This is a genomic window from Spartinivicinus marinus (assembly GCF_026309355.1).
Classification (GTDB): Bacteria; Pseudomonadota; Gammaproteobacteria; order Pseudomonadales; family Zooshikellaceae; genus Spartinivicinus; species Spartinivicinus marinus.
In genome coordinates this window covers 4,788,010-4,810,818 of sequence record NZ_JAPJZK010000001.1, presented here as the reverse complement: position 1 = coordinate 4,810,818, position 22,809 = coordinate 4,788,010, and the positions used below count along the sequence as shown (strand labels likewise).

Here is a 22,809-nt window from a genome sequence, read left to right as displayed (position 1 = left end):
TTTGGCTGATAACTAAAATTAAACTTACTGCATCGATACAAGAGTCAGCAGAAATAGACTTCAGACAGCAATCACCTGTTTAAGCACCGTTAACAGCCGCTGGTTTTCCTCAGGTAATCCAATACTCACTCTCAAATGATTTGGCATCTGATAATTCGCTACTGGGCGTACGATAACTCCCTCAGCCAACAGCTGTTGATAAATAACCTGGCTTTGTGCTCCCACTTCCACCGCAACAAAATTACCTTTTGATGAAATATAGCTTAAACCCAGCTCAGCAAAACCTGCCTCTAATTGCGCCATACCCTGCTGATTAATAGCAATCGAGTCGACTAAATACTGGTGGTCTGCTAATGCAGCTGCGGCTGCGACAAGCGCCAGGCTGTTTACATTAAATGCCTGACGAAGACGGTTTAAAATGTTAGCAACTGCCGGTGATGAAAGACCATAGCCCACTCTTAGACCAGCTAAACCATAGGCTTTAGAGAAAGTACGGGTAACCACCAAATTAGGGTATAGGCTTAAGTAGTCCAATCCATTTGGGAAGTTAGGGTCGTCAACATACTCTATGTAGGCTTCGTCCAGCACAACAATTACTTGGCTAGGAACCTTGTCTAAAAAAGCCTTAAGCGCTTCTTTACTAAACCAAGTGCCCGTTGGGTTATTAGGATTGGCAACAAAAATCAGCTTGGTTTTTTTCGTCACGGCATTAGCCATAGCGGTTAAGTCATGCCCCCAGTTTACAGCAGGAACAACTACAGGCGTAGCCTCTACTGCTTTGGTAGCATGAGGATAAACCACAAAAGCATACTCAGAAAAAATTACCTCATCACCTGGTCCTGCAAATGCCCGAGCAATAAGCTCCAACACATCATTAGAACCATTACCCAACGTAATTTGCTCTTGTTGAATACCATATTTTTCAGCAAGAGCACGCTTTAAAACAAAGCCATTACCATCTGGGTAACGGCTAAGCTCAGTAGCGGCAGACTCAATTGCAGTTAATACTTTTGGCGACGGACCTAGTGGGTTCTCATTACTGGCCAATTTAATAATATTGGCAGGCTCCAAGCCAAGCTCACGAGCCAATTCATCAATAGGTTTACCTGGCTGGTAGGGGTGAATCGTACGCACCCCTGCTCTGGTTAACACTTCTACATCACATACCATGAATTCACTTCCTTAATTTTTTATTTATAAAACCCCTTTAGGATAAGACCCCAATACCTTCAACTCAGATGCTCGGCGACCTACCTCTACTAATACTTTGCTCACGTCTTCATTATCAATATGTCCAATAAAGTCGATAAAGAAAACATAATTCCACGTGCCGCTGGTTGAGGGACGAGTTTCCACTCGAGTTAAGTCCACATTATGGGTATGGAATGGTTCAAGTAACGCATGAAGCGCTCCAGGCTGGTTACGCATGGCAACTACTATAGAAGTTTTATCATCACCACTGGCAGGCACAGCTTGATTACCAATAATTAAAAATCGAGTTGAGTTGTCTGGGCGATCTTCAATTTTTTCTGAGATTTTTTCTAAACTATATAATTCTGCTGCCATATCACCAGCAATAGCAGCAGAGTGCCACTCCGACTTAATTCGCTTGGCAGCTTCAGCATTACTATTGACAGCTATCCGCTCCGCATGAGGATAATGAGAGTCCAACCATTTACGGCACTGGGCAAATGACTGCGCATGAGAATAAATACGAGAGATTTTGTCTTTTTTCGTTGTATCAGCAATGAGCAAGTGATGATGAATTCTCAACTCAACCTCACCACATATTTGCAAGGGAGAGCCAATAAAGCTATCTAGGGTGTGATTGATCACCCCTTCAGTGGAGTTTTCAACTGGCACTACACCGTAATTCACAGCACCTGCTTCTACCTCACGGAAAACCTCATCAATAGCTGACATTGGAATACTAATTGCCGACTGGCCAAAATGTTTCAAAGCTGCAGCTTGAGTAAAGGTACCTTCAGGGCCTAAATAAGCCACTTTAATTGGTTGCTCCAGCGCCAAACAGGCAGACATAATTTCACGGAACAACCGAGCCATTTCTTCATCATTTAATGGTCCCTGGTTACTATCCATTACACTGCGTAATACTTGAGCTTCCCGTTCTGGCCGATAAAAAAAAGCATCTGCATTAAATGTCTTCTTAACCTTAGCCACTTGCTGAGCACAGTTAGCACGTTCACTAATCAAAGTTAAGATTTTATGATCAATATCATCTATTTTTTCACGCAATGCTTTTAAATTTTTTGCTGATTCTTCAGACATAATGGTTAACCACAACGTTGCTCAAAGTCTTTCATGTACTCAATGAGGGCATCAACAGCCTGCTCAGGAATTGCATTATAAAGGCTAGCGCGCATTCCGCCTACCAACCGGTGGCCTTTTAAGTTTAATAACTGGTTTGCTTCTGCTTCGACTAAAAACTGCTTATCCAGCTTATCATCAGCCAGGGTAAATGGAATATTCATCCAAGAGCGGCAGCTGACGTCTACTGGGTTCTGATAAAAGCTGCTTTGATCAATAAATTGATAAAGCTTTTCTGCTTTACGCTGATTAAGTGCTTCCATTGCAGCCACTCCCCCTTGCTGCTTCAGCCATTTAAATACCAATCCCGCTAAATAAATTGCAAAACTCGGCGGCGTATTTAACATAGACTGTTGCTTGGCCACTTGCTCATAATTCATTATCGAAGGTGTAATAGGCAATGCATTACCAAATAGGGATTTTTTTACAATAATCACTACCAAACCCGCAGGCCCAATATTTTTCTGTGCTCCAGCATAAATTAAACCAAACTGACTAACATCAATGGGTCGAGAAAGAATAGAGGATGACATATCCGCCACTAAAGGTACTTCACCTGTTTCCGGTACCCAGGCAAATTCAACCCCATTAATCGTCTCATTAGGGGTATAGTGGAGGTAAGCTGCTTGTGGGTTAAGTCGCCACTCAGCCATTTCAGGAATTTTGCTGTAGTTATTTTCTTTAGCAGAAGCAACAATATTTACTTCCCCATAACGAGCAGCCTCTTTACTCGCTTTTTGCGACCAAACACCAGTATCTACATAATCCATTTGCTGCTTACTACCCAGCAGATTCATTGGAATTGTCGCAAACTGAGCTGTTGCTCCACCTTGCATGAATAAAACCGCATACTCATCAGGTATTGCCATTAAATCACGCAAGTCTTGCTCAGCTTCTTCGACCACAGTAACAAATTCAGGGCTGCGATGACTCACCTCCATCACTGAAACCCCCCTTCCCTGCCAATCCAACAACTCCTGTTGTGCCTGCGCCAAAACTGCCTCAGGCATCGAGGCTGGACCTGAGCAAAAATTAAAAGCACGGCTCATAAACGTATTACTCCTCAGAAGGTAAACACCCAAGCACTTTATTTAGTTGTTACCCAATTAATGGAGACAGCCATAAAAGCTAAGACGACACTATCCAACGTATAGTTAGGGCAACTCAAAAATAAAGGGCCAGTATTCTGGCCCTTATTCAACTTGCAATTAGCTGCTACTCATCAGCAGGCAAGTCATCTTCAGGACCTGCCGCTTCATCAGTAGCCTCAGTATCCATAACATTATCATCAGCTTCATCATCCTCGGGTACTTCCCCAGGCTCAGCGACTCGCTCAATACCCACCAAGTGCTCATCGCCCGCCAGCTTAATTAAGCGAACACCCTGAGTATTTCGGCTTAATATAGAAATCTCGTCTACTCGGGTTCTCACTAAAGTGCCCTGATCAGAGATCAGCATCATTTCATCACCGTCGTCAACCAAAGTAGCTCCCACTAACGGGCCATTTCGCTCATTGCTTTGCATAGCAATAACCCCCTGACCACCTCTACCATAAACAGGGAAGTCTTCCAGACGGGTACGTTTTCCATAGCCATTTTCACTGGCAGTTAGCACTTGGCCAGTCTCACCAGGAATAATCAATGAAATAACTTGCTGGCCTTCTTGCAGTTTAATACCTCGTACACCTCGGGCCGTTCTGCCCATTGCTCGCACATCTGCTTCTTTAAAGCGAATAGCTTTACCCGCACTACTGAATAACATGGCATCTCTTTCACCATCAGTAATAGCAGCTGCTACTAGATGGTCATCATCATCTAGATCTACTGCAATTAAACCTGAAGAGCGAGGGCGACTAAACTGCTCCAATGGTGTTTTCTTCACAGTACCTTTAGATGTTGCCATAAAGACAAAGTGGCCATCGTTATACTCTTCAACCGGCAGAATCGTTGAAATCCGCTCATCTTCTCCTAACGGCAGAATATTATTGACTGGACGACCACGGGAAGTACGAGTTGCTTGAGGAATTTCATACACTTTCAACCAATAGACCTTTCCTCTGGTTGAGAAGCACAAAATTTGGGTATGGGTGTTAGCAACTAACAAGTGCTCAATAAAATCTTCATCTTTAACCCCACTCGCTGACTTGCCTCGCCCACCTCTCCGTTGAGCTTGGTAAGTATCCAGTGGTGTCGTTTTGGCGTAGCCACCATGAGAAATTGTCACCACCATGTCTTCTTCGGTGATTAAATCCTCAACGGTTAAATCCTGACGAGAACTGGTGATCACAGTCCGACGTTCATCACCATAACTTTCCTTGATCACATCCAGCTCTTCACGAATCACTTCCAATAAGCGCTCAGGACTAGCCAGAATCAAACCAAGCTCAGCAATCTTATCCAGCAACTGCTTGTATTCTTCCAGCAGTTTATCATGCTCAAGCCCCGTCAACTTGTGCAAGCGAAGGTCTAGAATGGCTTGGGCTTGAACAGGTGATAAGTAATAATGGTTATCACGCAAACCATATTGAGCGGGTAGCTCATCAGGACGACAAGAGTCTGCTCCTGCTTTATCCAGCATTGACAGGACTAAACCTGCTTGCCAAGGGGTATTAATTAACTTTTGTTTAGCCTCTGCTGGTGTGGGTGATTCTTTTATTAACTGAATAACAGGGTCAATGTTAGATAATGCAACTGCTTGCCCCTCTAAAATATGACCACGCTCTCTGGCTTTACGCAGTTCATAAACTGTACGACGAGTGACAACTTCACGGCGATGACGAACAAAGGCTTCTAAAATTTCTTTCAGGTTTAGTAGCTTAGGCTGGCCATCAACCAGTGCTACCATATTTATCCCAAATACAGACTCAAGCTGGGTTTGGGCATACAGATTATTTAAGACAACTTCACCTACCTCACCACGACGCAGCTCAATAACGACTCGCATACCGTCTTTATCCGACTCGTCACGAATTTCGGTGATGCCTTCAATTTTTTTCTCTTTAACTAACTCGGCTATACGCTCAATCAGTCGAGCTTTATTTAATTGGTAAGGAATTTCAGTGATGATAATGGTTTGTTTATTTTTCTTTTCATCAACTTCAATATCAGCTTTAGCCCGTACATAAATTCGGCCCCGACCAGTGCGGTAAGCCTGTAAAATACCTGCACGGCCATTAATGGTTGCTGCCGTAGGGAAGTCTGGGCCAGGAACATACTCCATTAAACCATCAATATCTAACTCTGGATTTTCTATCAATGCTAAGCAGGCATTAACCACTTCATTGAGGTTATGGGGTGGAATATTGGTCGCCATGCCTACAGCGATACCTGACGAACCATTAACTAATAGATTAGGAATCCGAGTAGGCATCACGACTGGAATCTGCTCAGAGCCGTCATAGTTTGGCACAAAGTCAACGGTTTCTTTTTCAAGATCCGCCATGATGTCATGGGAAATCTTTTCCATGCGAATTTCGGTATAACGCATGGCTGCTGCCGAGTCACCATCAACGGAACCAAAGTTCCCTTGCCCATCGACCAAGGTATAACGCATTGAAAAAGGTTGCGCTAACCGGACAATAGTGTCGTATACAGCAGAGTCACCATGAGGGTGGTATTTACCAATGACATCACCCACCACCCGAGCAGATTTTTTATACGGTTTGTTCCAGTCATTGCTTAGCTCGCTCATGGCAAATAACACACGGCGATGAACCGGCTTCAAGCCATCCCGAACATCTGGTAAGGCACGCCCCACAATTACACTCATCGCATAATCCAAATAGGACTGCTTCAGTTCATCTTCGATATTGACTGGAAGGACTTCTTTGGCAATTTCACCCATTATGGAATACGTTCCTTAATTTTGAGTACAAGCTAAAAGCCAACTGCGCCTGTAACGACATAAGGATCAGGCATCGGCACTGTTTAGAAATAAGGTTAAAAAGTCTTGGCTTGATAAATGACAAAACGGTTTTTCAACAATAAGAAATGGACGCCAAGTATACCTCAAATCATAGCCGCTGTATATTCAATAGCAGCGGGCTAACTCTATGATTTGCAGACTTTTTATCGTTTCTTCAGAAGTGACTGGCCAGTAATAATTTTAAACAGCACACGCCTCAAACAGATTTTTCAATTTTTCCGCTGTCGGATTAGCTACAATACCTCGTTCAGTCACAATAAAGTCCACCAATTCAGCTGGGGTAATATCAAAAACTGGGTTATTGACAGCCACGTTATCAGGCGCCAACTGCCGTTCAGCTAAATAACATAACTCAGTTGCTTCCCGATGTTCCAATGGAATATCACTACCACTCGCCATGGATAAGTCACACGTTGACAGTGGAGCAACCACCATCAACTTAGCCTGATGATAACGAGCCAACACAGCTAAACTGTAGGTACCAATTTTATTAGCCACATCCCCATTGGCCGTTATCCGATCAGCTCCCACTATTACCCAGCTTACCTTTTCAGTTTTGATTAGATGTGCAGCCGCACCATCAACATTAAGCTGGAAAGGAATGTCTGCCTGCTGCAACTCCCAACAAGTGAGCCGAGAACCTTGCAGCCAAGGGCGAGTTTCATCCACAAACAGTTGACTAATCAGCCCTTGCTGATAAGCACGACAAATCACCCCTAATGCTGTACCACTTCCTCCTGTAGCCAGCCGACCAGTATTACAATGAGTCAGGATATTACAAGGTGCATTAGACTGGGCTATTAATTCAGCGCCATAGGCAGCCATTTGCTGGTTAGCCACGATTTCCTGCTGAAAAATCTCGTTTGCCTCTGCTAACAAACACTCATCTAATTGACCTTCCTGGTGATGAATAACCCGCTTTTTCATTCGCTTAACGGCCCAATGCAAATTAACAGCAGTTGGCCGGGCTTGAGCCAGTGAGTCTAAAGTGTTTAATAATTCAGCTGTATCATGTTGTTTGGCAGCTAGCACTGCCCCATACGCTGCGGTAATCCCAATAGCAGGTGCTCCTCTGACGACCATTAGCTTAATAGCATCAATGACATCCGCTACCTGATAGCATAAAAAATATTGTTGCTGGACAGGCAGTTTACGCTGATCCAATAGTTGTAAATGGTCTCCACACCACTTAATGACTTCGTACACAAACGCTCCTTCTTTTAATGGTCATTTTGGGATAAACAGTACAGAACCAACCCGTTTTTATTAATTACCCACCTAACCTCGAAAAGTATTTAACATTCGTTATATACTCGCCAAATAACTTTAAGGAAAGGTAATAAGTGATTTATGTCTGAGTCAACTCAACAGGTCGATACCCTCATTCATGCTGGCTGGGTCATTCCAGTCAATGCTAGCCAAGATATTCTTGAAGATCACTCAGTGGCCATTACCAACGGTAAAATCACCGCCATTATGCCAACCGCTGAAGCCAAGCAGCAGCTACAAGCCAAGCATAACTATGATTTAACTGCTCATGCAGTCATCCCAGGACTAATCAATGCCCATGGTCATGCTGCCATGACCTTGTTCAGGGGTAAGGCTGATGACCTAGCATTAATGACCTGGCTCAACGACCACATTTGGCCTGCTGAGGCAGCTTGTGTGTGTGATGATTTTGTTCGTGATGGCACCAAACTGGCAATTGCTGAAATGCTACGCTGTGGCACTACCACGTACAGTGACATGTACTTCTTTCCTGATACAGCAGCACAAGTAGCCATTGATGCCAATATCCGTGCACAAATTACTTTCCCTATCATGGACTTCCCCACCAGCTGGGCACAAAACCATGATGAGTACTTCAATAAAGGGCTTGCCGTTTACAAGCAGTTTAAACAAGCCGAACTGGTAGATATTGCTTTTGGTCCCCATGCCCCCTATACCGTATCCGATGCACCAATCGAAAAGATTGCGCAACTCTCTGCAGACATGAATGCAATGGTGCAAATGCATATTCATGAAACGGCTCATGAGGTAGAAGAAGGCATCAAACTTCATGGTAAGCGCCCAATGCAGCGCCTTGCCGATTTAGGGTTACTCAGTTCAAGACTACAGTGTGTGCATATGACCCAGATTGATGACAGTGATATTGCGCTGCTGCAGCAATATGGCAGTCATATTGTTCACTGTCCTGAATCTAATTTAAAACTGGCCAGTGGCTTTAGCCCCATTGATAAATTACGAAAAGCGGGTGTTAATGTCGCCTTAGGTACCGATGGTGCTGCCAGTAATAACGACCTGGATATGATCGGTGAAATGCGTACCGCCGCGATTCTAGCCAAGGCTGTACACCAGGATGCAGAAGCGGTATCAGCTTACGAAGCACTGAAAATGGCTACTCTCAATGGCGCCAAGGCATTAGGTATTGATGATACTACTGGTAGTTTGGAGCCAGGTAAGGCAGCGGATATTGCAGCCGTTCGTTTAGACGACTTAGAAAACCTACCTTTGTATAACCCAGTTTCGCAACTTGTTTATACTGCTAGTAGTCGCCAAGTCTCTCATGTATGGGTCAATGGCAAACTTGTACTTGATAACAGAGAGCTTACTACCCTGGATATCGATGAAATCAAGCAGCTGGTCGCTGACTGGAAATCCCGCATTCTCTCTGCTCAAGCCTAACTTAACCAAACTAAGACTGTATCTATGGCCACTGAACACACCAATGTCGACCCTCAAGAAATTGCTAAATTTGAAGCACTGGCCCATCGCTGGTGGGACAAGTCCAGCGAGTTTAAGCCGTTACATGACATAAACCCATTACGTCTTAGCTTTATAGAGCAATTTGTTAACCTAGCAGAGCAAAAAGTCGTCGATATTGGCTGCGGTGGTGGTATTTTATCTGAAGCAATGGCCCTGCGTGGTGCACAGGTAACGGGAATTGATATGGGGGAAGAGCCCTTAACCGTAGCCAAACTCCATGGGCTAGAGTCTGGGGTAAAAGTTGACTACCAGCAAATAACGGCTGAAGGCTTAGCGGCCCAACAGCCTGACACTTTTGATATAGTGACCTGCATGGAAATGCTTGAGCATGTTCCTCACCCCATCTCAGTGATAGAAGCATGTAGCCAATTGGTTAAGCCAGGCGGCCACTTGTTTTTCTCGACCATAAATCGTAACCCCAAAGCCTATGCTTTAGCGGTGATTGGCGCCGAGTACATTCTCAAGATGCTACCAAAAGGTACTCACGACTATGATAAATTTATTAAGCCTTCTGAGTTAGCTGGCTGGGCAAGACAGTGTGGGTTAACAGTCAGTCATATTAAAGGAATGGCCTACAACCCCATTACTAAAGTTTTTAAATTAAGTGATGATGTGGATGTCAACTATTTAGTCCATGTCACCAAAGACCAACATTAAGTCTTTTCGTTATATAAGCATAGGGTGTTAATTAGGGGAGAGTTTTCTATGCCATACCCACTCACTGCAATACTTTTTGATCTTGATGGCACCCTGGTAGATACTGCCCCTGATTTTGTGCAGCCCATTAATCAGTTAAGAGCACAGGGGGGCTTACCAGCGCTTACCGAACAGGCTATCCGCAACGAAGTATCTAATGGTGCAAAAGCACTGGTACAGCTAGCCCTTTCGCTTAGAGAAGACCATCCTGAATTTACTCAAGCAAGAAGCGAGTTACTTGAGCTGTATTACCAAACCATTGGGAAAAAAGCTCAGTTGTTTCCTGGCATTTCCAAGCTGCTTGATACCCTTGAACAAAAATCCATCCCCTGGGGCGTGGTAACAAATAAACCTTGGTATCTCACGGAGCGACTATTGGAAAATATGGCGCTGTCATCCCGAACCAGTGTCACGATTTGCCCCGAGCATGTAAAAAATACCAAACCAGACCCAGAGCCATTATTATTAGCCTGCCACAAGCTAAAGGTTGATCCATATCACGTAGTGTATGTGGGAGACCATCAAAGAGACATTACTGCTGGCAACTCCGCCGGTATGCTGACAGTAGCCGCCAGCTATGGCTATGTAACAGCAGACCATGACATTGCCCAATGGCAAGCTGATCACGCCATTAGCAGTGCCGATTTGCTGCTAACTTGGCTGGAAGAACTTAACTGGCAACGAACAACCCAAGAGCCCTAACGAAATATATGTTTGACTATCAAGCACCTGAAAACCTGTTAAAAGACCGTATTATTTTAGTCACTGGTGCCGGCGATGGCATTGGTAAGGCTGCTGCCATTAGCTTTGCTAAACACGGTGCAACCGTTATTTTACTAGGCCGTACGACCAAGAAGTTGGAAGAAGTTTACGATCAGATTGAAGCCTCAAGTGGCCCTCAGCCTGCTATTTACCCCATGAATCTTGAAGGTGCCAGCCCTAAAGACTACGATGACTTAGCCAGCACCATCGAAAAAGAGTTTGGCCGATTGGATGGCCTGCTGCACAATGCCAGTTTACTGGGTAACCTAAGCCCCCTTAGCCAGTATGATATTGAAACTTGGTATAAAGTCATGCAGGTTAATTTGAATGCGCCCTTTTTAATGACTCAAGCGTTACTGCCTTTACTACACAAGTCTTCAGATGCTTCTGTTGTTTTCACCTCCTCTTCAGTGGGTCGAAAAGGCAGAGCACACTGGGGGGCCTATGCTATTTCTAAATTTGCTACCGAAGGTATGATGCAGACACTGGCCGATGAAGAAGAAGGTATTGGTCCTGTCCGTGTCAACACCATCAACCCTGGAGCCACACGGACCCATATGCGTGCTCAGGCTTACCCAGCCGAAAACCCCGAACAGTTACCAGCTCCAGAAGAGATTATGAATGTCTATCTGTATTTGCTCGGCTCAGACAGTCAAAAAGTGACCGGTCAGGCATTTGACGCTCAATAACCTCTTCCTGTAACCACTAGTTTAGCCCCCTGATATCACTTGCTTTTAATCTTCAGCGGGGTTAATACATTATTACTTTCTTTATTAGATTGATTAATAATGGACTATGGCTCAACAAAATAGTAGAGAATACTCTTAATAGGGTGTCACAAGAGGTAGCGACTGAGGCAACTATTTGCCTTAGTTATGCCAAAAGATTGGCAAGGCCGATAATTTCAATATTTTTTCCAGCCACAGAATTGACACCAGTCAAAATATTCCTCTTCTCAACCTAACAACCGTTTTAGGTACTTAGTACAAGTTCTTGTTTTTACGTTATTTATCAAAAGTATAGGGCGCTTGGCACAGTTATCGCACAGACTTCAACATAACATCAAAAGGAAACAAGCTTTACACAAAGGGTTCGCGAATGCAGTCAATGCCAGCAGCAGATAAGCCAAATAGCAGCAACATCAAGTTAATCACTCCCCTACCAACTAAAGGGAAACACCCAAACTCTACTGAAAGCCAGCTTCTACTCAAAATCAGGCTCATGAATCGACTGCAAAACAGCCTTGAGGTTGAACGGGTGCTTACCGTTTTTTTCCATGAGATTCAAACCCATGTCACCATTCATGGACTTAACTACATTCACAAAGAACTGAATATCAATGTATCAGTAGGTGAGCAAAGTCATCACAGTTGTAACTATCGACTGATTACTGACAATGAAGCTGTTGGCGAGATTACATTCCGCCGCCAACAGCGATTTCAAGAGGAGGAGCTCGCTCATATTGAGTCATTACTAGGCTGCTTGGTTTACCCTTTGCGTAATGCCCTTCAGTATCAACTTGCCGTTACCACTGCGTTAAAAGATGCATTAACCGGGGCTGGTAACCGAATTGCCTTTGATAATGCCATTAAGCGGGAGCTAAATATCTGCCGCCGTGAAAAGCAGCCTTTATCATTACTAATGATTGATATTGACCACTTTAAAAATATCAATGATAGCTATGGCCACCCGGCTGGTGATTATATTTTGAAAAAAACCGTTGACTGCCTTCAATACTCATTAAGAAATATTGATATGACCTTTCGGTTTGGTGGAGAAGAGTTTGTCGTTTTGCTTTCCAAAACAGACCTTATCAATGCAGAACTCGTTGCTGAACGGTTACGGCAAAATATTGCAGCGATGCAGTGCCATTACGACGGCCAGTCTATTCCCGTCACTATTAGTATTGGCACTGCGATGTTTGGCGAGGGAGACAGTATTTTCTGCTTGCTAGAACGTGCTGATAAAGCACTCTACCAAGCAAAAAATCAAGGCAGAAATAAAGTCTGTGCTATTGCCTAAGGGATAAGGCCCAGTCTATTTTTAGTAAAAGGTGCTTAGCGCTTATGAGTAGTTTTATGCTTAGCTTTAGGCTTTGTATCTTTTTTATTATTAGGTCGCCCTTCTGGCTTTAGGCGTTTCCGCTGTAGTCGTTTACCTTGCTCTTGCTGTTTTGGGTTGAGTGGTGTCACCGGTTTTGGTGATAACCCAACTGCATCAGCTAGTTTATCTACTGCCTGTTGATCTAAAGACTCCCAACGCCCCAACCGCAAATTACTTGGCATAATGACAGAACCATAACGCACCCGCTTTAGCCGACTCACTTGTAGCCCTTGAGATTCCCATAAGCGACGAACTTCGCGGTTTCTACCTTCCATAATCACAACATGGAACCAGTGGTTGATGCCTTCCCCCCCAGAGTCAACAATATCTGTAAACCGGGCAAACCCATCTTCCAGCTCAACCCCATTAAATAGCTGTGTGGTTGTCTCTTGAGTGACTTCCCCCATGACTCGTACTGCATATTCGCGCTCAACTTGATGAGACGGATGCATCAATCGATTAGCTAACTCTCCATCCGTTGTAAACAACAACAAACCTGAGGTATTAATATCCAGCCGGCCAATCGCAATCCAGCGCTCACCTTTAAGTGGAGGTAAACGATCAAATACTGTAGGACGACCTTCCGGATCATGTCGCGAACAAACCACACCTTCAGGCTTGTTATACATTAATACCCGTCGCAAGCCCGCTTGCTCAGACAATATTTTCACCTGCTGGCCATCCAGCTTCACATCATCCTTGGTTGATATCCGTTGGCCCAGCTCAGCTAGCACACCATTTACTGTTATACGCTGCTCAGCTATCCATTTTTCAATTTGTCGGCGTGAGCCAACACCTGCTCTGGATAAAGCTTTTTGGATACGCTCAGATTGGGTTGTATCAGTGGTCATCAAGGTAATTCTTAAGTTAACTTAGGAGTCTTGGGAATCAGAAGAGCGAGTAGCTAGCGACTCATCTGACGGAGTATGGTCAGTTTCAGTCTCATCCTGAAATATAGAGGGAATAACCGTGTCTGCCGAGCTTGTCAGTAGCTCAGTTGCCAACACATCTGCCGCCATATGATCAGCAGGTTCTGAATCTGTACTAGTGATAGTTGTAACAACTTCAGCTGTACCACTATCTTCCTCTTCATCAGCCATGAAAGTTGCTTGCTCTACTAGATCAGTATCTTGCGATAACTGGGTTGCACTATCATTATCAGTGCTATTACTTGCATTAGTCGTGTTGTTACTCGTTTGAATATCATTGAATTCATCAGCATCAGGCTCAACAACCAGCTCTTCCCTCTCCTGCTCATCCATTGCTTCTAGCTCACTGGCAATTGCTTCTAGCTCACTGACAACTGGTTCTGGGGAGTCAGCAGACACATCATCAAACAGCGAGGTCAACCCAGCTAACTCAGCATCTTCGATTACATCGGCTGCAATAGTGTCCACAGTTACATCATCACCAGCTTGCACATCACTATTGATAGCAAGCTCATCTTTATTTGTGGCTGGCTCATCACTGCTTGAATCGGTAACAGCAATGTCTGCAACCTCTGCTGCTTCATACTCTTCTTGTGGTATACCTGCCTGGATCAGCGATGTATCATCCGTTTCAGTGTCTTCAGCAGTTTCAATCTGTTCAGCATCAACAGGAGAAAGAGCCGTATCTTCTGCTTCTTTTGAGGCTTCTTCTTCAGGGTCTGATTGCTGCTTTTCTTCTAGAGCAGCCAGTTCTTCTGGCTCAAGCTTAGCTGGATCAATAAAGTCTTCTGGTAGATCTTTTTGCATTTCCTCAATTTCTTGGAAAAGCGCTTCTTCATCTACCTCTTCAGACTCTGCTTCTAACGATTCAGCTCCAGCTTCAGCTGGCGAATCAGTTGAGCTTAAAGTGTCGGAAATCACACTAGTAACAGCCTCGTCACCTTCTTCAAGCGCCAATTCTTGATTGGCTTTTTCAATATCCTGTAACTCAGAAAGTGGGGGTAGCTCGTCTAAATTGGTTAAGCTAAAGTAATCTAGAAACTGTCGTGTAGTCGCATACATCGCAGGTCTGCCAGGCACATCACGATAACCCACAATACGCACCCACTCTCGCTCCAATAGCGTTTTCATTATAGAAGAGCTAACACTGACCCCTCGAATTTCTTCAATTTCCGCACGAGTCACTGGCTGTCGATAAGCAACCAGAGCCAATGTTTCTAGTAAAGCACGGGTATATCGCTGAGGTTTTTCTTCCCACAGCTTACCTACCCAAGGTGCCATTTCCTGACGTATCTGAAAACGATAGCCACTGGCCACTTCCTTTAATTCAAAGCCCCGTCCGTCACAAGCAGCAGCAATATCAATCAGTGCCTGCTGAATTTCTTCTTTGCTTGGCCCAGCTTCTTCAGGAAACAACTGTCGCATTTGTTCCAGGTTTAATGGCTTATTAGAAGCTAACAAAGCAGCTTCAATAATATTGGCTAATTTAATCGCTGGTTGTTCCGTCATCATGAACTGCCTTCGCTTTAACATGAATGGGAGCAAATGGCTCGGTTTGGACAATTTCTACAAGTGACTCTTTGATTAGCTCCATAACCGCTAAAAATGTCACTACTACCCCTAGCCTGCCTTCTTCAACTTTGAACAAGGAAACAAAGGGTGTAAATGAGTCTGCTGATAACATACTCAATACTTGGGTCATTCGCTCTCGAGTTGAGAGGGCTTCTTGCTCTATTTGGTGATTTTCCGATAGTTCTGCCCGCTTTAGTACACCAGACAATGCAAGCAGTATTTCTTTAAGGTCAACATCTGGATGCTGCTTTTCGGCCACAATGGTTGGTGGTGAAGCAGACACTGGATAATAATCTCGACCTTCTCTTGGTAAGTTATCTAAGTCTTCAGCTGCTTTTTTAAACCGTTCGTACTCTAATAAACGACGAATTAATTCTGCACGAGGATCTGCTTCCTCTTCCTCCTCTACGGTTTCAGTGCGGGGCAATAGCATTCTGGACTTAATTTCAGCCAGCATTGCTGCCATCACAAGATATTCTGCTGCCAACTCAAACTGGACTGCCTTCATTAACTCCACATAGTCCATGTACTGCCGGGTAATATCTGCCACACAGATTTCCAATACATCCATGTTCTGCCGTTTAATGAGGTATAACAATAAATCCAGGGGACCTTCAAATGCCTCCAAGAAAACTTCTAGGGCATCAGGTGGAATATACAAGTCCTGTGGTATTTCAGTAACAGGCTTACCTTGTATAACCGCAAAAGGCAGCTCTTGTTGTTGATTGTGCTGACGAAACCGGCGCTTAACGCCTTCCTGATCTGTTGTGTCAGTATCAACAACCGCTTCAGCCTGCTCTGCTGCAACCACTGTTTCATCTGCATCAACAACAGCAACCAATTCGTCTACTGTTTCATCAGCTGTAGAAAGATCAACCTGTTTATTCATCAGACGGTTCTACTATCAAACAACCAAACCCAAACGACCAAACCATTAAAGTATTGTAGAGGTAAAACGTTGAGCATTTTATCAGCTAAGCAACCCAATCTTTTCATATGCAGTGCAGCTAAGGGCTTTCAAACAAACTAAGCAGCTGAGGGCTTTTAAATTATGCAGCTGAGGGCTCCTTAAAAGGCGATGGATCACCCTTGCCTTCACGCAATATCTCAGGCACATCATCCAGCATTGAGATAACAGTTGTTGCCTCCATACCACAGTAACCACCATCAATAATTAAGTCGACTTGTTGCTCCAGCATTTGCCGCATTTCATAGGGGTCGATCATTGGCTCTTTGTCACCAGGTAAAATCATGGTAACACTCATCATAGGTGAGCCTAAGGCTTCCAATAATGCTTGAGTGACTAGACAGTCTGGCACTCGTAAACCAATGGTACGACGTTTAGGGTGTAAGAAACGCCTGGGTACTTCTCTGGTCGCCTGTAAAATAAACGTGTAAGCACCTGGCGTATAAGTTTTAAGCAACCGATATACTGAATTATCAACTTTAGCGTAAGTAGAGATCTCAGCTAAATCACGACACATCAAGGTAAAGTTATGCCGTGCATCGATTTGCCTTATACGACGGATGCGGTCAATGGCTTTTTTTTCACCAATATGACAGCCAATTGCATAAGCGGAATCTGTAGGGTAAATCACGACCCCACCCTCACTAATAATATCGGCTGCTTGATTGATAAGGCGCTGTTGTGGATTTTCTGGATGAATTTGAAAAAATTGACTCACAAAACACCTGCTTGGGTTAATTGTCATCTCGACAAGGAATGTGCGAATGCCCTAAATATATCATTAATCTAGCAGTAAACCTATTATTTATCCTTCAGGAAGTGTCAACAGAACCGCATCTTTTCCAGCACCCAATTTTCCCACAGTGGTTTACATTGCTTAGGTAAAGGTGGTGCACCGCCTAGCTCAATCCATCGATTAAATGGGCCATGAAAATCACTGGCAACTGAAGCCAGCAACTCAAACTGGCAGGATAACTCTGCTAAAAAATGGGTTGCATCTTGAGACTGCCCCGCCAGGGCAACTTCTATCCCTTCTCCCCCTGCCACTTTGAATGCTTTAATTAATGCTCTTAACTTGGTATTAGTCATTTTGTATTTTAGTGGATGAGCCAATATCGCCACGCCCTTCATAGAGGTAATCCACTCAACCACTTGAGCTAATGAAGGCCACTGGCTTTTGACATCTCCTACTTTTCCTGCCCCTAAGTAACGATTAAATGCTGTCGCCATATCGGGTACATAGCCTTCACTCACCAAATACTTAGCAAAATGAGGGCGGCCTATTTGCACCTCAGCGGTTGGTAAGCCAGACAGGCTTTGAGCAACAGCAAGCGCACCTTCCAGGGTATTAGCAAAACCTCGCTTAGCCAGCTTAGTCGCTATTTTCTCTGCACGCTGCTGCCTGGCCTGACGTTGTTGGTCCAGATAGCCTGCCAATAATGTATCATCCAACGAAAAACCCAACCCAACTACATGAATGGTCACCCCCGACCAAACGGCCGATAACTCAATACCCGGTATTAAATAAAGCTGCAAGAGTGCCGCTTGCCCTTTTAAGTGTTGGTAACCTGCCACAGTATCGTGATCAGTTAATGACAACACTTCTACTTTTTGCTCAATTGCTCTTTGTACCAGCGCTAAAGGGGATAAAACGCCATCTGATGCGGTAGAGTGACAATGTAAATCGATTTTCAATCAAATTTCCTTACTGCTTTGTGGCTTGCTTGCAAATAAACCTGCTTATCTATTGCTAATTATCCTATTCTTATGCAATAAGGGAAACTACCTGCTCAGTCGAAAATCGTATATCATAGCCTTCATCTAAAAGCGGACAAAATTTAGCCTATTATGAAATTTTTCTTTGACCTGTTACCCGTCATTGCCTTCTTTGGTGTTTATAAGTATACCGGCGATATCCTGACTGCCACAGCCACTATTATCGTAACCACAGTTTTTCAAATGGCCTATACCTGGCTGAAGCATAAAAAGATTGAGAAAATCCATGTCATTTCAATGGTGCTAGTGGTCTTCTTAGGTGGCCTGACATTACTGTTTGAAGATAAAGCGTTTATTCAATGGAAACCAACTATCCTTTATTGGGTTCTCGCTGCCGCGCTCCTCATAAGCCATTTTGTTACCCATAAAAATCTTACTCAGCGAGCCCTAGAAGGAATGCTCAAAACCTCCAACATTATAATGACGGATGTGCCGGCAAAAATGTGGGAAAAGTTAAACTGGTTTACCTGTAGCTTCCTGTTTTTTATTGGCATCCTGAACCTTTATATTGCCTATCAATTTTCTGAAGACACCTGGGTGAACTTTAAACTATTTGGCTTAACCGCTTTAACCATGGTTTATATGGTTGGAGTAGTCATGTCTCTTTCCCGCTATATGAGTGAGCCCGAGAAAAACAGCCAGTCAATCAGCCAGCAAACTAAAGATTAGCGTTTATCACTATTAAGGATTTTTATGCTGTTTGCGATTACCTGTCAGGACGTACCTGATAGCTTAGCCAAGCGCCAGTCTGCACGCCCAGACCATTTAGCTCGTTTAGACACTCTACAGCAACAAGGCCGTCTAGTTCTGGCAGGCCCTTTCCCTGCCATTGATAATAACGACCCTGGCTCTGCTGGCTTCACTGGTAGTTTAATTGTGGCAGAATTTGCCTCCCTGGCAGATGCTGAAGCCTGGGCCAGTAAAGACCCTTATCTTGCTGCCGGGGTATATGAGCATGTTACTGTTAAGCCCTTTAAGCAGGTATTTCCTAAGTAAGCCTCTACCGGTCGATATGACCGAGGCCCTGGTCAGGGGCAATAATGTCCCTGACTCTTCGCTTCAGTGCCTTTGCTTCAGGAAATCCTCCGTCTTTTACTCGCTCCCAAACCAGCTGACCTGCCACCTGAACTTTAAACACTCCCCCAGAACCTGGTATTAATGCTACTTCACCCAAGTCAGTGCCAAACGTATTTAGCAGCTCTTGGGCTAACCAAGCAGAGCGCAACAACCATTGGCATTGAGTACAATATTCAATGGTGATTCTTGGTTTATCCATTGTTTTATTCCTGAACCGTTACACTTGTTAATCATGGTATCGATAGTGACAGCCACTTTTTCGAACTTGCAGTATGACCAAAGATCACTACAATTGGCCATCATTTCGCTGTAGAAAAAGATGATGAAAGACTTCCTTGTAAACCCAGCCATCGATCAATATTGCTTTGATCAAACAACTCCAGAACCCCCTTTATTACAAGAGCTTATTGATGCAACCAATGAGCAGATGGGCTACCCGGTGAAATTATCTGGTCGGATAATTGGTCGACTGCTCAAACTTATCACTCAATTAAGCCAAACCAAAACCGTGCTAGAAATTGGTATGTTTACTGGCTATTCGGCTCTGTCGATTGCCGAAGCCTTGCCAGAAGACGGCAAAGTTATTTGTTGTGAAACGAACCCAAGAGCCATTGAATTTGCTCAATCATTTTTTGATCGCAGCCCCCATGGTCATAAAATAGAAGTGCGTTTTGGCAAAGCCCTGGATACCATTAATACCCTACGAGATTTGCAATTTGATATGGTATTTGTGGATGCAGATAAAAAGAATTACTTCAATTACCTTAAGGCTACTTTTCCTCTAGTACGATCAGGGGGATTATTTGTCATTGATAACGCCCTTTGGCAAGGTAATGTACTTAACCCAAACGATGAGCGTGATCAGGCTATCGTTGAGCTCAACCAGCATATTGCCACCAATCCGCAGTTAGAAAATGTGTTTCTCAGTGTTCGAGATGGCGTCAATTTAGTCAGAAAAAATAGCTAATATGCCATTGCTAGCTATCGCCATTAGAGGCTTGGCTAATGTGCATTCCAACCAACCGTGCCACTAAAATCGTGAGAAAAAACTGGCCAGTAATCGCTTCCATTGCAGCAATTGACTGCACAGGCCTGGCCAGCGGTACCATATCGCCATATCCCAACGTGGTCAGAGTCACATAGCTAAAATAAATAAATTGGCTTAAATCGTGGGCGCTCTGATAACCAATACCGCCAAATGCATCTACTATCAATAAGTCAAGTAAAGCATAAACAAATGCCCACATAATCCCCAGTAACAAGTAAATACTCATTGCCCCATAAATAATATTTCGAGTTACAACGGAAGCACTAAAAATAATCTTGATTAACTCAAAAATCACATAAAGGAAAAACACTACGTTAGTTGCATTATCCACAATAGCTAAGGCAGGAGCCCCACTGATGATGGATAACCATGTCGAGAGTGCCGTAGGAATTGCTAATACCAAGCATATAATCAATGCTTTCTTGTTGTGGCTGAATATATATACCGAAGCAATCAGTAAGATACTAAAACTGCCTTTCAACAAAATATTTTGGGTAATTAGCTTGGGTATGAATGGATACACAATACCCACAAAAATCAGACAGATAAATAAACTGGCAAAACTATAACGAGGAAAATTAATCATAAATTAAATCTAGTTTACGCAACTTTTCAGGACATTGTTCATCATTTTAGAAACAAGCCTAGTGTCTGATACGGAATAAAAAACCTTATTAATTACCACTTTGCGTAGTGATCCTCCACAAACCCCAACATATTATTAATGGCTATTTTTTCACCTCCCACTGTTTCCAAATAACCATTAAAACACCCAAAGAGTTGATGAAAGTTAGAAGCCATCAACCATAAATTAAGACACTCCGCATGTTTGCCCAGCGGCCTAAACGTTAAGTCAACCTTGCCATCATAAGATTGAAGGCGCCAGGGCTGAAATAAATCCTGTTTTTGATAATGAAAGGCAACTGTATCCACTTTATGCAACTGACCATTCAGCCAAAAGCAGTTTTCTGTAAAGCCGGTTTCATTGACACCACAAGACACATTAAGCCCAATTAGCTGGCCATCATTTGTACGGCCTGATAAGCACCCCCAATTCCAAAACGTTTCACGGCGCATGTAGCCACTGGAATAATCATGATGAGCGCAAGCACCGAGTCCAGCTAAGTCAAATGTTCCCCACTGACATTCAATTGTGCCTTCAACTGGTATTCCTGCGGCCTTTTGAGCATAGACCCAACCATTCACACCCGCTTTAGTGCAAATACGCATAGGGGTAAAACTGTCGTGTTCACAATAATGGCAATCAATTGTTAACCCATGTTTTGGTAAGGAAACCTGTAAATACCGACTTTTAGGTTGAGACTGATTGATCATATCAATCCGCTGCTTACCCTGTGCGAAGGTTGTATTGCCTGCATCAGGGCTCGCAGCAAACTGACAGGCATGGGCAAAAGGCGACTTTAATGAGTAAGCCAACATTTCACCCGTTTGTGGTCGATACAAATAGCAAAAAGCTACACCCACCAATTTAGTATCAGCAATAGCACAGCCTAAAATTAGCTCGCTTGAAATGACCCCAAAATACTGAAACTGATTAAAGCCAAACCATTGCTGCCAACGATTAGCCGGCCTGCCAAAGGGTGTTAATAGCTGAAAGTCATAGACATTTATATTGCTAATAGGGTGATCAAAAATGCCAAATAAGGGTTCACCATTAGACTGAATAAGCCGTTGTGCTGTCATATATTGTTATTATTTATCTGGCGGAGTAATGTAGACAGTATTCTATGCTAGAAATTATGCTTAAAGAAAGCCTGCTTTAGGAACACACGATTATGTGGCGCTGGGTTTATATTGTAGTTGGACATTTAGCTGTAGGGCTTGGTGTTGTGGGCATTTTTTTACCCCTATTACCTACTACTCCTTTTTTGCTACTTGCAGCAGGTTGCTATGCAAAAGGCTCAGACAAGTTTCACCAATGGCTTATCAACCACCCACAGTTAGGTAATTATATTCGTTATTATCTTTCTGGTGAGGGTATGCCTGCCAAGGCTAAAGCCTACACATTACTATTACTTTGGCCTTGTATGCTATTTAGCTGCTGGCTAGTCAATAACTGGCTATTAAAGGGGTTATTACTAATTATCGCCTGTTGCGTCAGTTATTATATTGTAGTTAAGGTGCCCACATTAAAAGTTAAGCCCTACTCCACAGTATCATCTCAACAAGCAGATTAACTTATTGTCAAACGCGTTAGCAATGACCACTTTTAAATACCTAGCCTTTTAGGAAAATAGTTCTTCAACTAAAGGCTGAAGTTGATCCCACCCCATGTAACCATTCACCAAGATATGCCATTGCTGCTGGTCGAAGTAAAGTAGTGTAGGAAAGCCCTGAATACCTAAATTATAAGCTAAATCAAAATCCTGCTGAGTCAGCTCCTTAATTTCATCTGCAAAAAATGCATCCATAAATCTATCCACAGGCAACTGCGCTTTAATAGCTGCCTGTTTAATCCCATGGGGAGTAGTGATATCCAGCTGATCCACATAAAAACTTCGTTGTAGTGCCTCAACTAATATTTTCAATTGATCAGGAAACTGCTGCCTTGCTGCCACCACGGCTCTACAGGCTGGCTCTGTATCGTAGACAAACCCCTCTGGAAGCGCGCCTGCAAAGTTAAATGGTTGCCCCGTTGCCTGGGCCACATGCTGCCAGTGATCAAGAATATATTGCTTTAGCGGTGGAGTAAGTGGCTGACACTGCCCTGCTCGCAACCCACCTACTCGATAATTAAGCTGCCCTCTTCCCTCAAGACTGGTAGACAGCTTGTTAATGACAGGAGAAAAACCCCAGCACCAAGAGCACATGGGGTCAAATAGATAGGTGATGTCCATTAG

Annotated in this window: 23 protein-coding genes; 9 read left to right on the top strand and 14 right to left on the bottom strand. The window is 43.7% G+C overall.

What is annotated here, in order from left to right; all coding sequences use genetic code 11:
* Nucleotides 1-60: 60 nt before the first annotated feature.
* From hisC to mtnA, 5 genes are all read right to left on the bottom strand, one after another.
* On the bottom strand, nucleotides 61-1,170 hold the full coding sequence (gene hisC / locus OQE68_RS21590; protein ID WP_180569619.1) for a histidinol-phosphate transaminase: 1,110 nt from the start codon (nucleotides 1,168-1,170) through the stop codon (nucleotides 61-63).
* A gap of 24 nt (nucleotides 1,171-1,194) precedes the next feature.
* Nucleotides 1,195-2,289, bottom strand: coding sequence for a prephenate dehydratase (gene pheA, locus OQE68_RS21585; protein ID WP_180569618.1), 1,095 nt, complete (start codon nucleotides 2,287-2,289; stop codon nucleotides 1,195-1,197).
* A gap of 5 nt (nucleotides 2,290-2,294) precedes the next feature.
* Nucleotides 2,295-3,377 carry a 3-phosphoserine/phosphohydroxythreonine transaminase gene (gene serC, locus OQE68_RS21580; protein WP_180569617.1) on the bottom strand — a complete coding sequence of 361 codons (1,083 nt, stop codon included), beginning with the start codon at nucleotides 3,375-3,377 and terminating at the stop codon, nucleotides 2,295-2,297.
* Between the two features lie 166 nt (nucleotides 3,378-3,543).
* Entirely contained in the window at nucleotides 3,544-6,171 is a 2,628-nt protein-coding gene (gyrA, locus tag OQE68_RS21575; RefSeq protein ID WP_180569616.1) for a DNA gyrase subunit A, read from the bottom strand.
* Between the two features lie 261 nt (nucleotides 6,172-6,432).
* Complete coding sequence (mtnA, locus tag OQE68_RS21570) at nucleotides 6,433-7,458, bottom strand: S-methyl-5-thioribose-1-phosphate isomerase (protein ID WP_266195792.1); 1,026 nt, start codon at nucleotides 7,456-7,458, stop codon at nucleotides 6,433-6,435.
* A 144-nt stretch (nucleotides 7,459-7,602) separates the two neighbouring features.
* Here mtnA and OQE68_RS21565 point away from each other — a divergent pair, with 144 nt between their 5' ends.
* The 5 genes from OQE68_RS21565 to OQE68_RS21545 all read left to right on the top strand — a co-directional run bounded on the left by OQE68_RS21565 (nucleotide 7,603) and on the right by OQE68_RS21545 (nucleotide 12,498).
* Nucleotides 7,603-8,937, top strand: a complete 1,335-nt coding sequence (locus OQE68_RS21565; RefSeq protein WP_180569615.1) for a TRZ/ATZ family hydrolase — start codon at nucleotides 7,603-7,605, stop codon at nucleotides 8,935-8,937.
* 24 nt (nucleotides 8,938-8,961) lie between these two features.
* The gene (ubiG, locus tag OQE68_RS21560) at nucleotides 8,962-9,675 is read left to right on the top strand and encodes a bifunctional 2-polyprenyl-6-hydroxyphenol methylase/3-demethylubiquinol 3-O-methyltransferase UbiG (protein WP_180569614.1); all 714 of its coding nucleotides are present in this window, start codon (nucleotides 8,962-8,964) and stop codon (nucleotides 9,673-9,675) included.
* 48 nt (nucleotides 9,676-9,723) lie between these two features.
* Nucleotides 9,724-10,416: an HAD-IA family hydrolase gene (locus OQE68_RS21555; protein WP_180569613.1), complete on the top strand. Its 693-nt coding sequence runs from the start codon at nucleotides 9,724-9,726 to the stop codon at nucleotides 10,414-10,416.
* An 8-nt stretch (nucleotides 10,417-10,424) separates the two neighbouring features.
* Nucleotides 10,425-11,165 carry a YciK family oxidoreductase gene (locus tag OQE68_RS21550; protein ID WP_180569612.1) on the top strand — a complete coding sequence of 247 codons (741 nt, stop codon included), beginning with the start codon at nucleotides 10,425-10,427 and terminating at the stop codon, nucleotides 11,163-11,165.
* A gap of 409 nt (nucleotides 11,166-11,574) precedes the next feature.
* Nucleotides 11,575-12,498 (top strand): GGDEF domain-containing protein, encoded by a 924-nt coding sequence (locus OQE68_RS21545; RefSeq protein ID WP_180569611.1) that lies wholly within the window; start codon nucleotides 11,575-11,577, stop codon nucleotides 12,496-12,498.
* A gap of 35 nt (nucleotides 12,499-12,533) precedes the next feature.
* On the opposite strand, the gene rluB is transcribed toward OQE68_RS21545, so the two are convergent.
* From rluB to OQE68_RS21520, 5 genes are all read right to left on the bottom strand, one after another.
* Nucleotides 12,534-13,430, bottom strand: coding sequence for a 23S rRNA pseudouridine(2605) synthase RluB (rluB, locus tag OQE68_RS21540; protein WP_180569610.1), 897 nt, complete (start codon nucleotides 13,428-13,430; stop codon nucleotides 12,534-12,536).
* 21 nt (nucleotides 13,431-13,451) lie between these two features.
* Nucleotides 13,452-15,020, bottom strand: a complete 1,569-nt coding sequence (scpB, locus tag OQE68_RS31125) for an SMC-Scp complex subunit ScpB (RefSeq protein WP_255490949.1) — start codon at nucleotides 15,018-15,020, stop codon at nucleotides 13,452-13,454.
* Nucleotides 14,995-15,969 (bottom strand): segregation and condensation protein A, encoded by a 975-nt coding sequence (locus OQE68_RS21530; protein WP_180569609.1) that lies wholly within the window; start codon nucleotides 15,967-15,969, stop codon nucleotides 14,995-14,997. The genes scpB and OQE68_RS21530 overlap by 26 nt, the downstream gene beginning before the upstream one ends.
* 160 nt (nucleotides 15,970-16,129) lie before the next feature.
* On the bottom strand, nucleotides 16,130-16,765 hold the full coding sequence (locus OQE68_RS21525) for an L-threonylcarbamoyladenylate synthase (RefSeq protein ID WP_180569608.1): 636 nt from the start codon (nucleotides 16,763-16,765) through the stop codon (nucleotides 16,130-16,132).
* A gap of 104 nt (nucleotides 16,766-16,869) precedes the next feature.
* Complete coding sequence (locus OQE68_RS21520; protein ID WP_180569607.1) at nucleotides 16,870-17,742, bottom strand: PHP domain-containing protein; 873 nt, start codon at nucleotides 17,740-17,742, stop codon at nucleotides 16,870-16,872.
* A 153-nt stretch (nucleotides 17,743-17,895) separates the two neighbouring features.
* On the opposite strand from OQE68_RS21520, the gene OQE68_RS21515 reads away from it, so the two are divergent.
* Together OQE68_RS21515 and OQE68_RS21510 are read left to right on the top strand one after the other, a co-directional pair.
* Nucleotides 17,896-18,492, top strand: coding sequence for a septation protein A (locus OQE68_RS21515; protein WP_180569606.1), 597 nt, complete (start codon nucleotides 17,896-17,898; stop codon nucleotides 18,490-18,492).
* A 24-nt stretch (nucleotides 18,493-18,516) separates the two neighbouring features.
* Nucleotides 18,517-18,819: a YciI family protein gene (locus tag OQE68_RS21510; RefSeq protein WP_180569605.1), complete on the top strand. Its 303-nt coding sequence runs from the start codon at nucleotides 18,517-18,519 to the stop codon at nucleotides 18,817-18,819.
* Nucleotides 18,820-18,823: 4 nt separating this feature from the next.
* On the opposite strand, the gene OQE68_RS21505 is transcribed toward OQE68_RS21510, so the two are convergent.
* A complete protein-coding gene (locus OQE68_RS21505) occupies nucleotides 18,824-19,099 on the bottom strand; it encodes an Rdx family protein (RefSeq protein WP_180569604.1) in 276 nt (91 codons plus the stop codon).
* Between the two features lie 120 nt (nucleotides 19,100-19,219).
* Between OQE68_RS21505 and OQE68_RS21500 the strand changes: the two genes are divergently transcribed.
* Nucleotides 19,220-19,867: an O-methyltransferase gene (locus tag OQE68_RS21500; protein WP_353618565.1), complete on the top strand. Its 648-nt coding sequence runs from the start codon at nucleotides 19,220-19,222 to the stop codon at nucleotides 19,865-19,867.
* Between the two features lie 10 nt (nucleotides 19,868-19,877).
* Here the strand turns inward: OQE68_RS21500 and OQE68_RS21495 are convergent, their stop codons facing one another.
* On the bottom strand, nucleotides 19,878-20,534 hold the full coding sequence (locus OQE68_RS21495; RefSeq protein ID WP_180569603.1) for an ion channel: 657 nt from the start codon (nucleotides 20,532-20,534) through the stop codon (nucleotides 19,878-19,880).
* Nucleotides 20,535-20,626: 92 nt separating this feature from the next.
* A complete protein-coding gene (locus OQE68_RS21490; protein WP_180569602.1) occupies nucleotides 20,627-21,652 on the bottom strand; it encodes a DUF2804 domain-containing protein in 1,026 nt (341 codons plus the stop codon).
* A 92-nt stretch (nucleotides 21,653-21,744) separates the two neighbouring features.
* Here OQE68_RS21490 and OQE68_RS21485 point away from each other — a divergent pair, with 92 nt between their 5' ends.
* A complete protein-coding gene (locus tag OQE68_RS21485) occupies nucleotides 21,745-22,146 on the top strand; it encodes a YbaN family protein (RefSeq protein WP_180569601.1) in 402 nt (133 codons plus the stop codon).
* A gap of 48 nt (nucleotides 22,147-22,194) precedes the next feature.
* Here the strand turns inward: OQE68_RS21485 and OQE68_RS21480 are convergent, their stop codons facing one another.
* Entirely contained in the window at nucleotides 22,195-22,806 is a 612-nt protein-coding gene (locus tag OQE68_RS21480; protein WP_180569600.1) for a DsbA family protein, read from the bottom strand.
* Nucleotides 22,807-22,809: the final 3 nt, after the last annotated feature.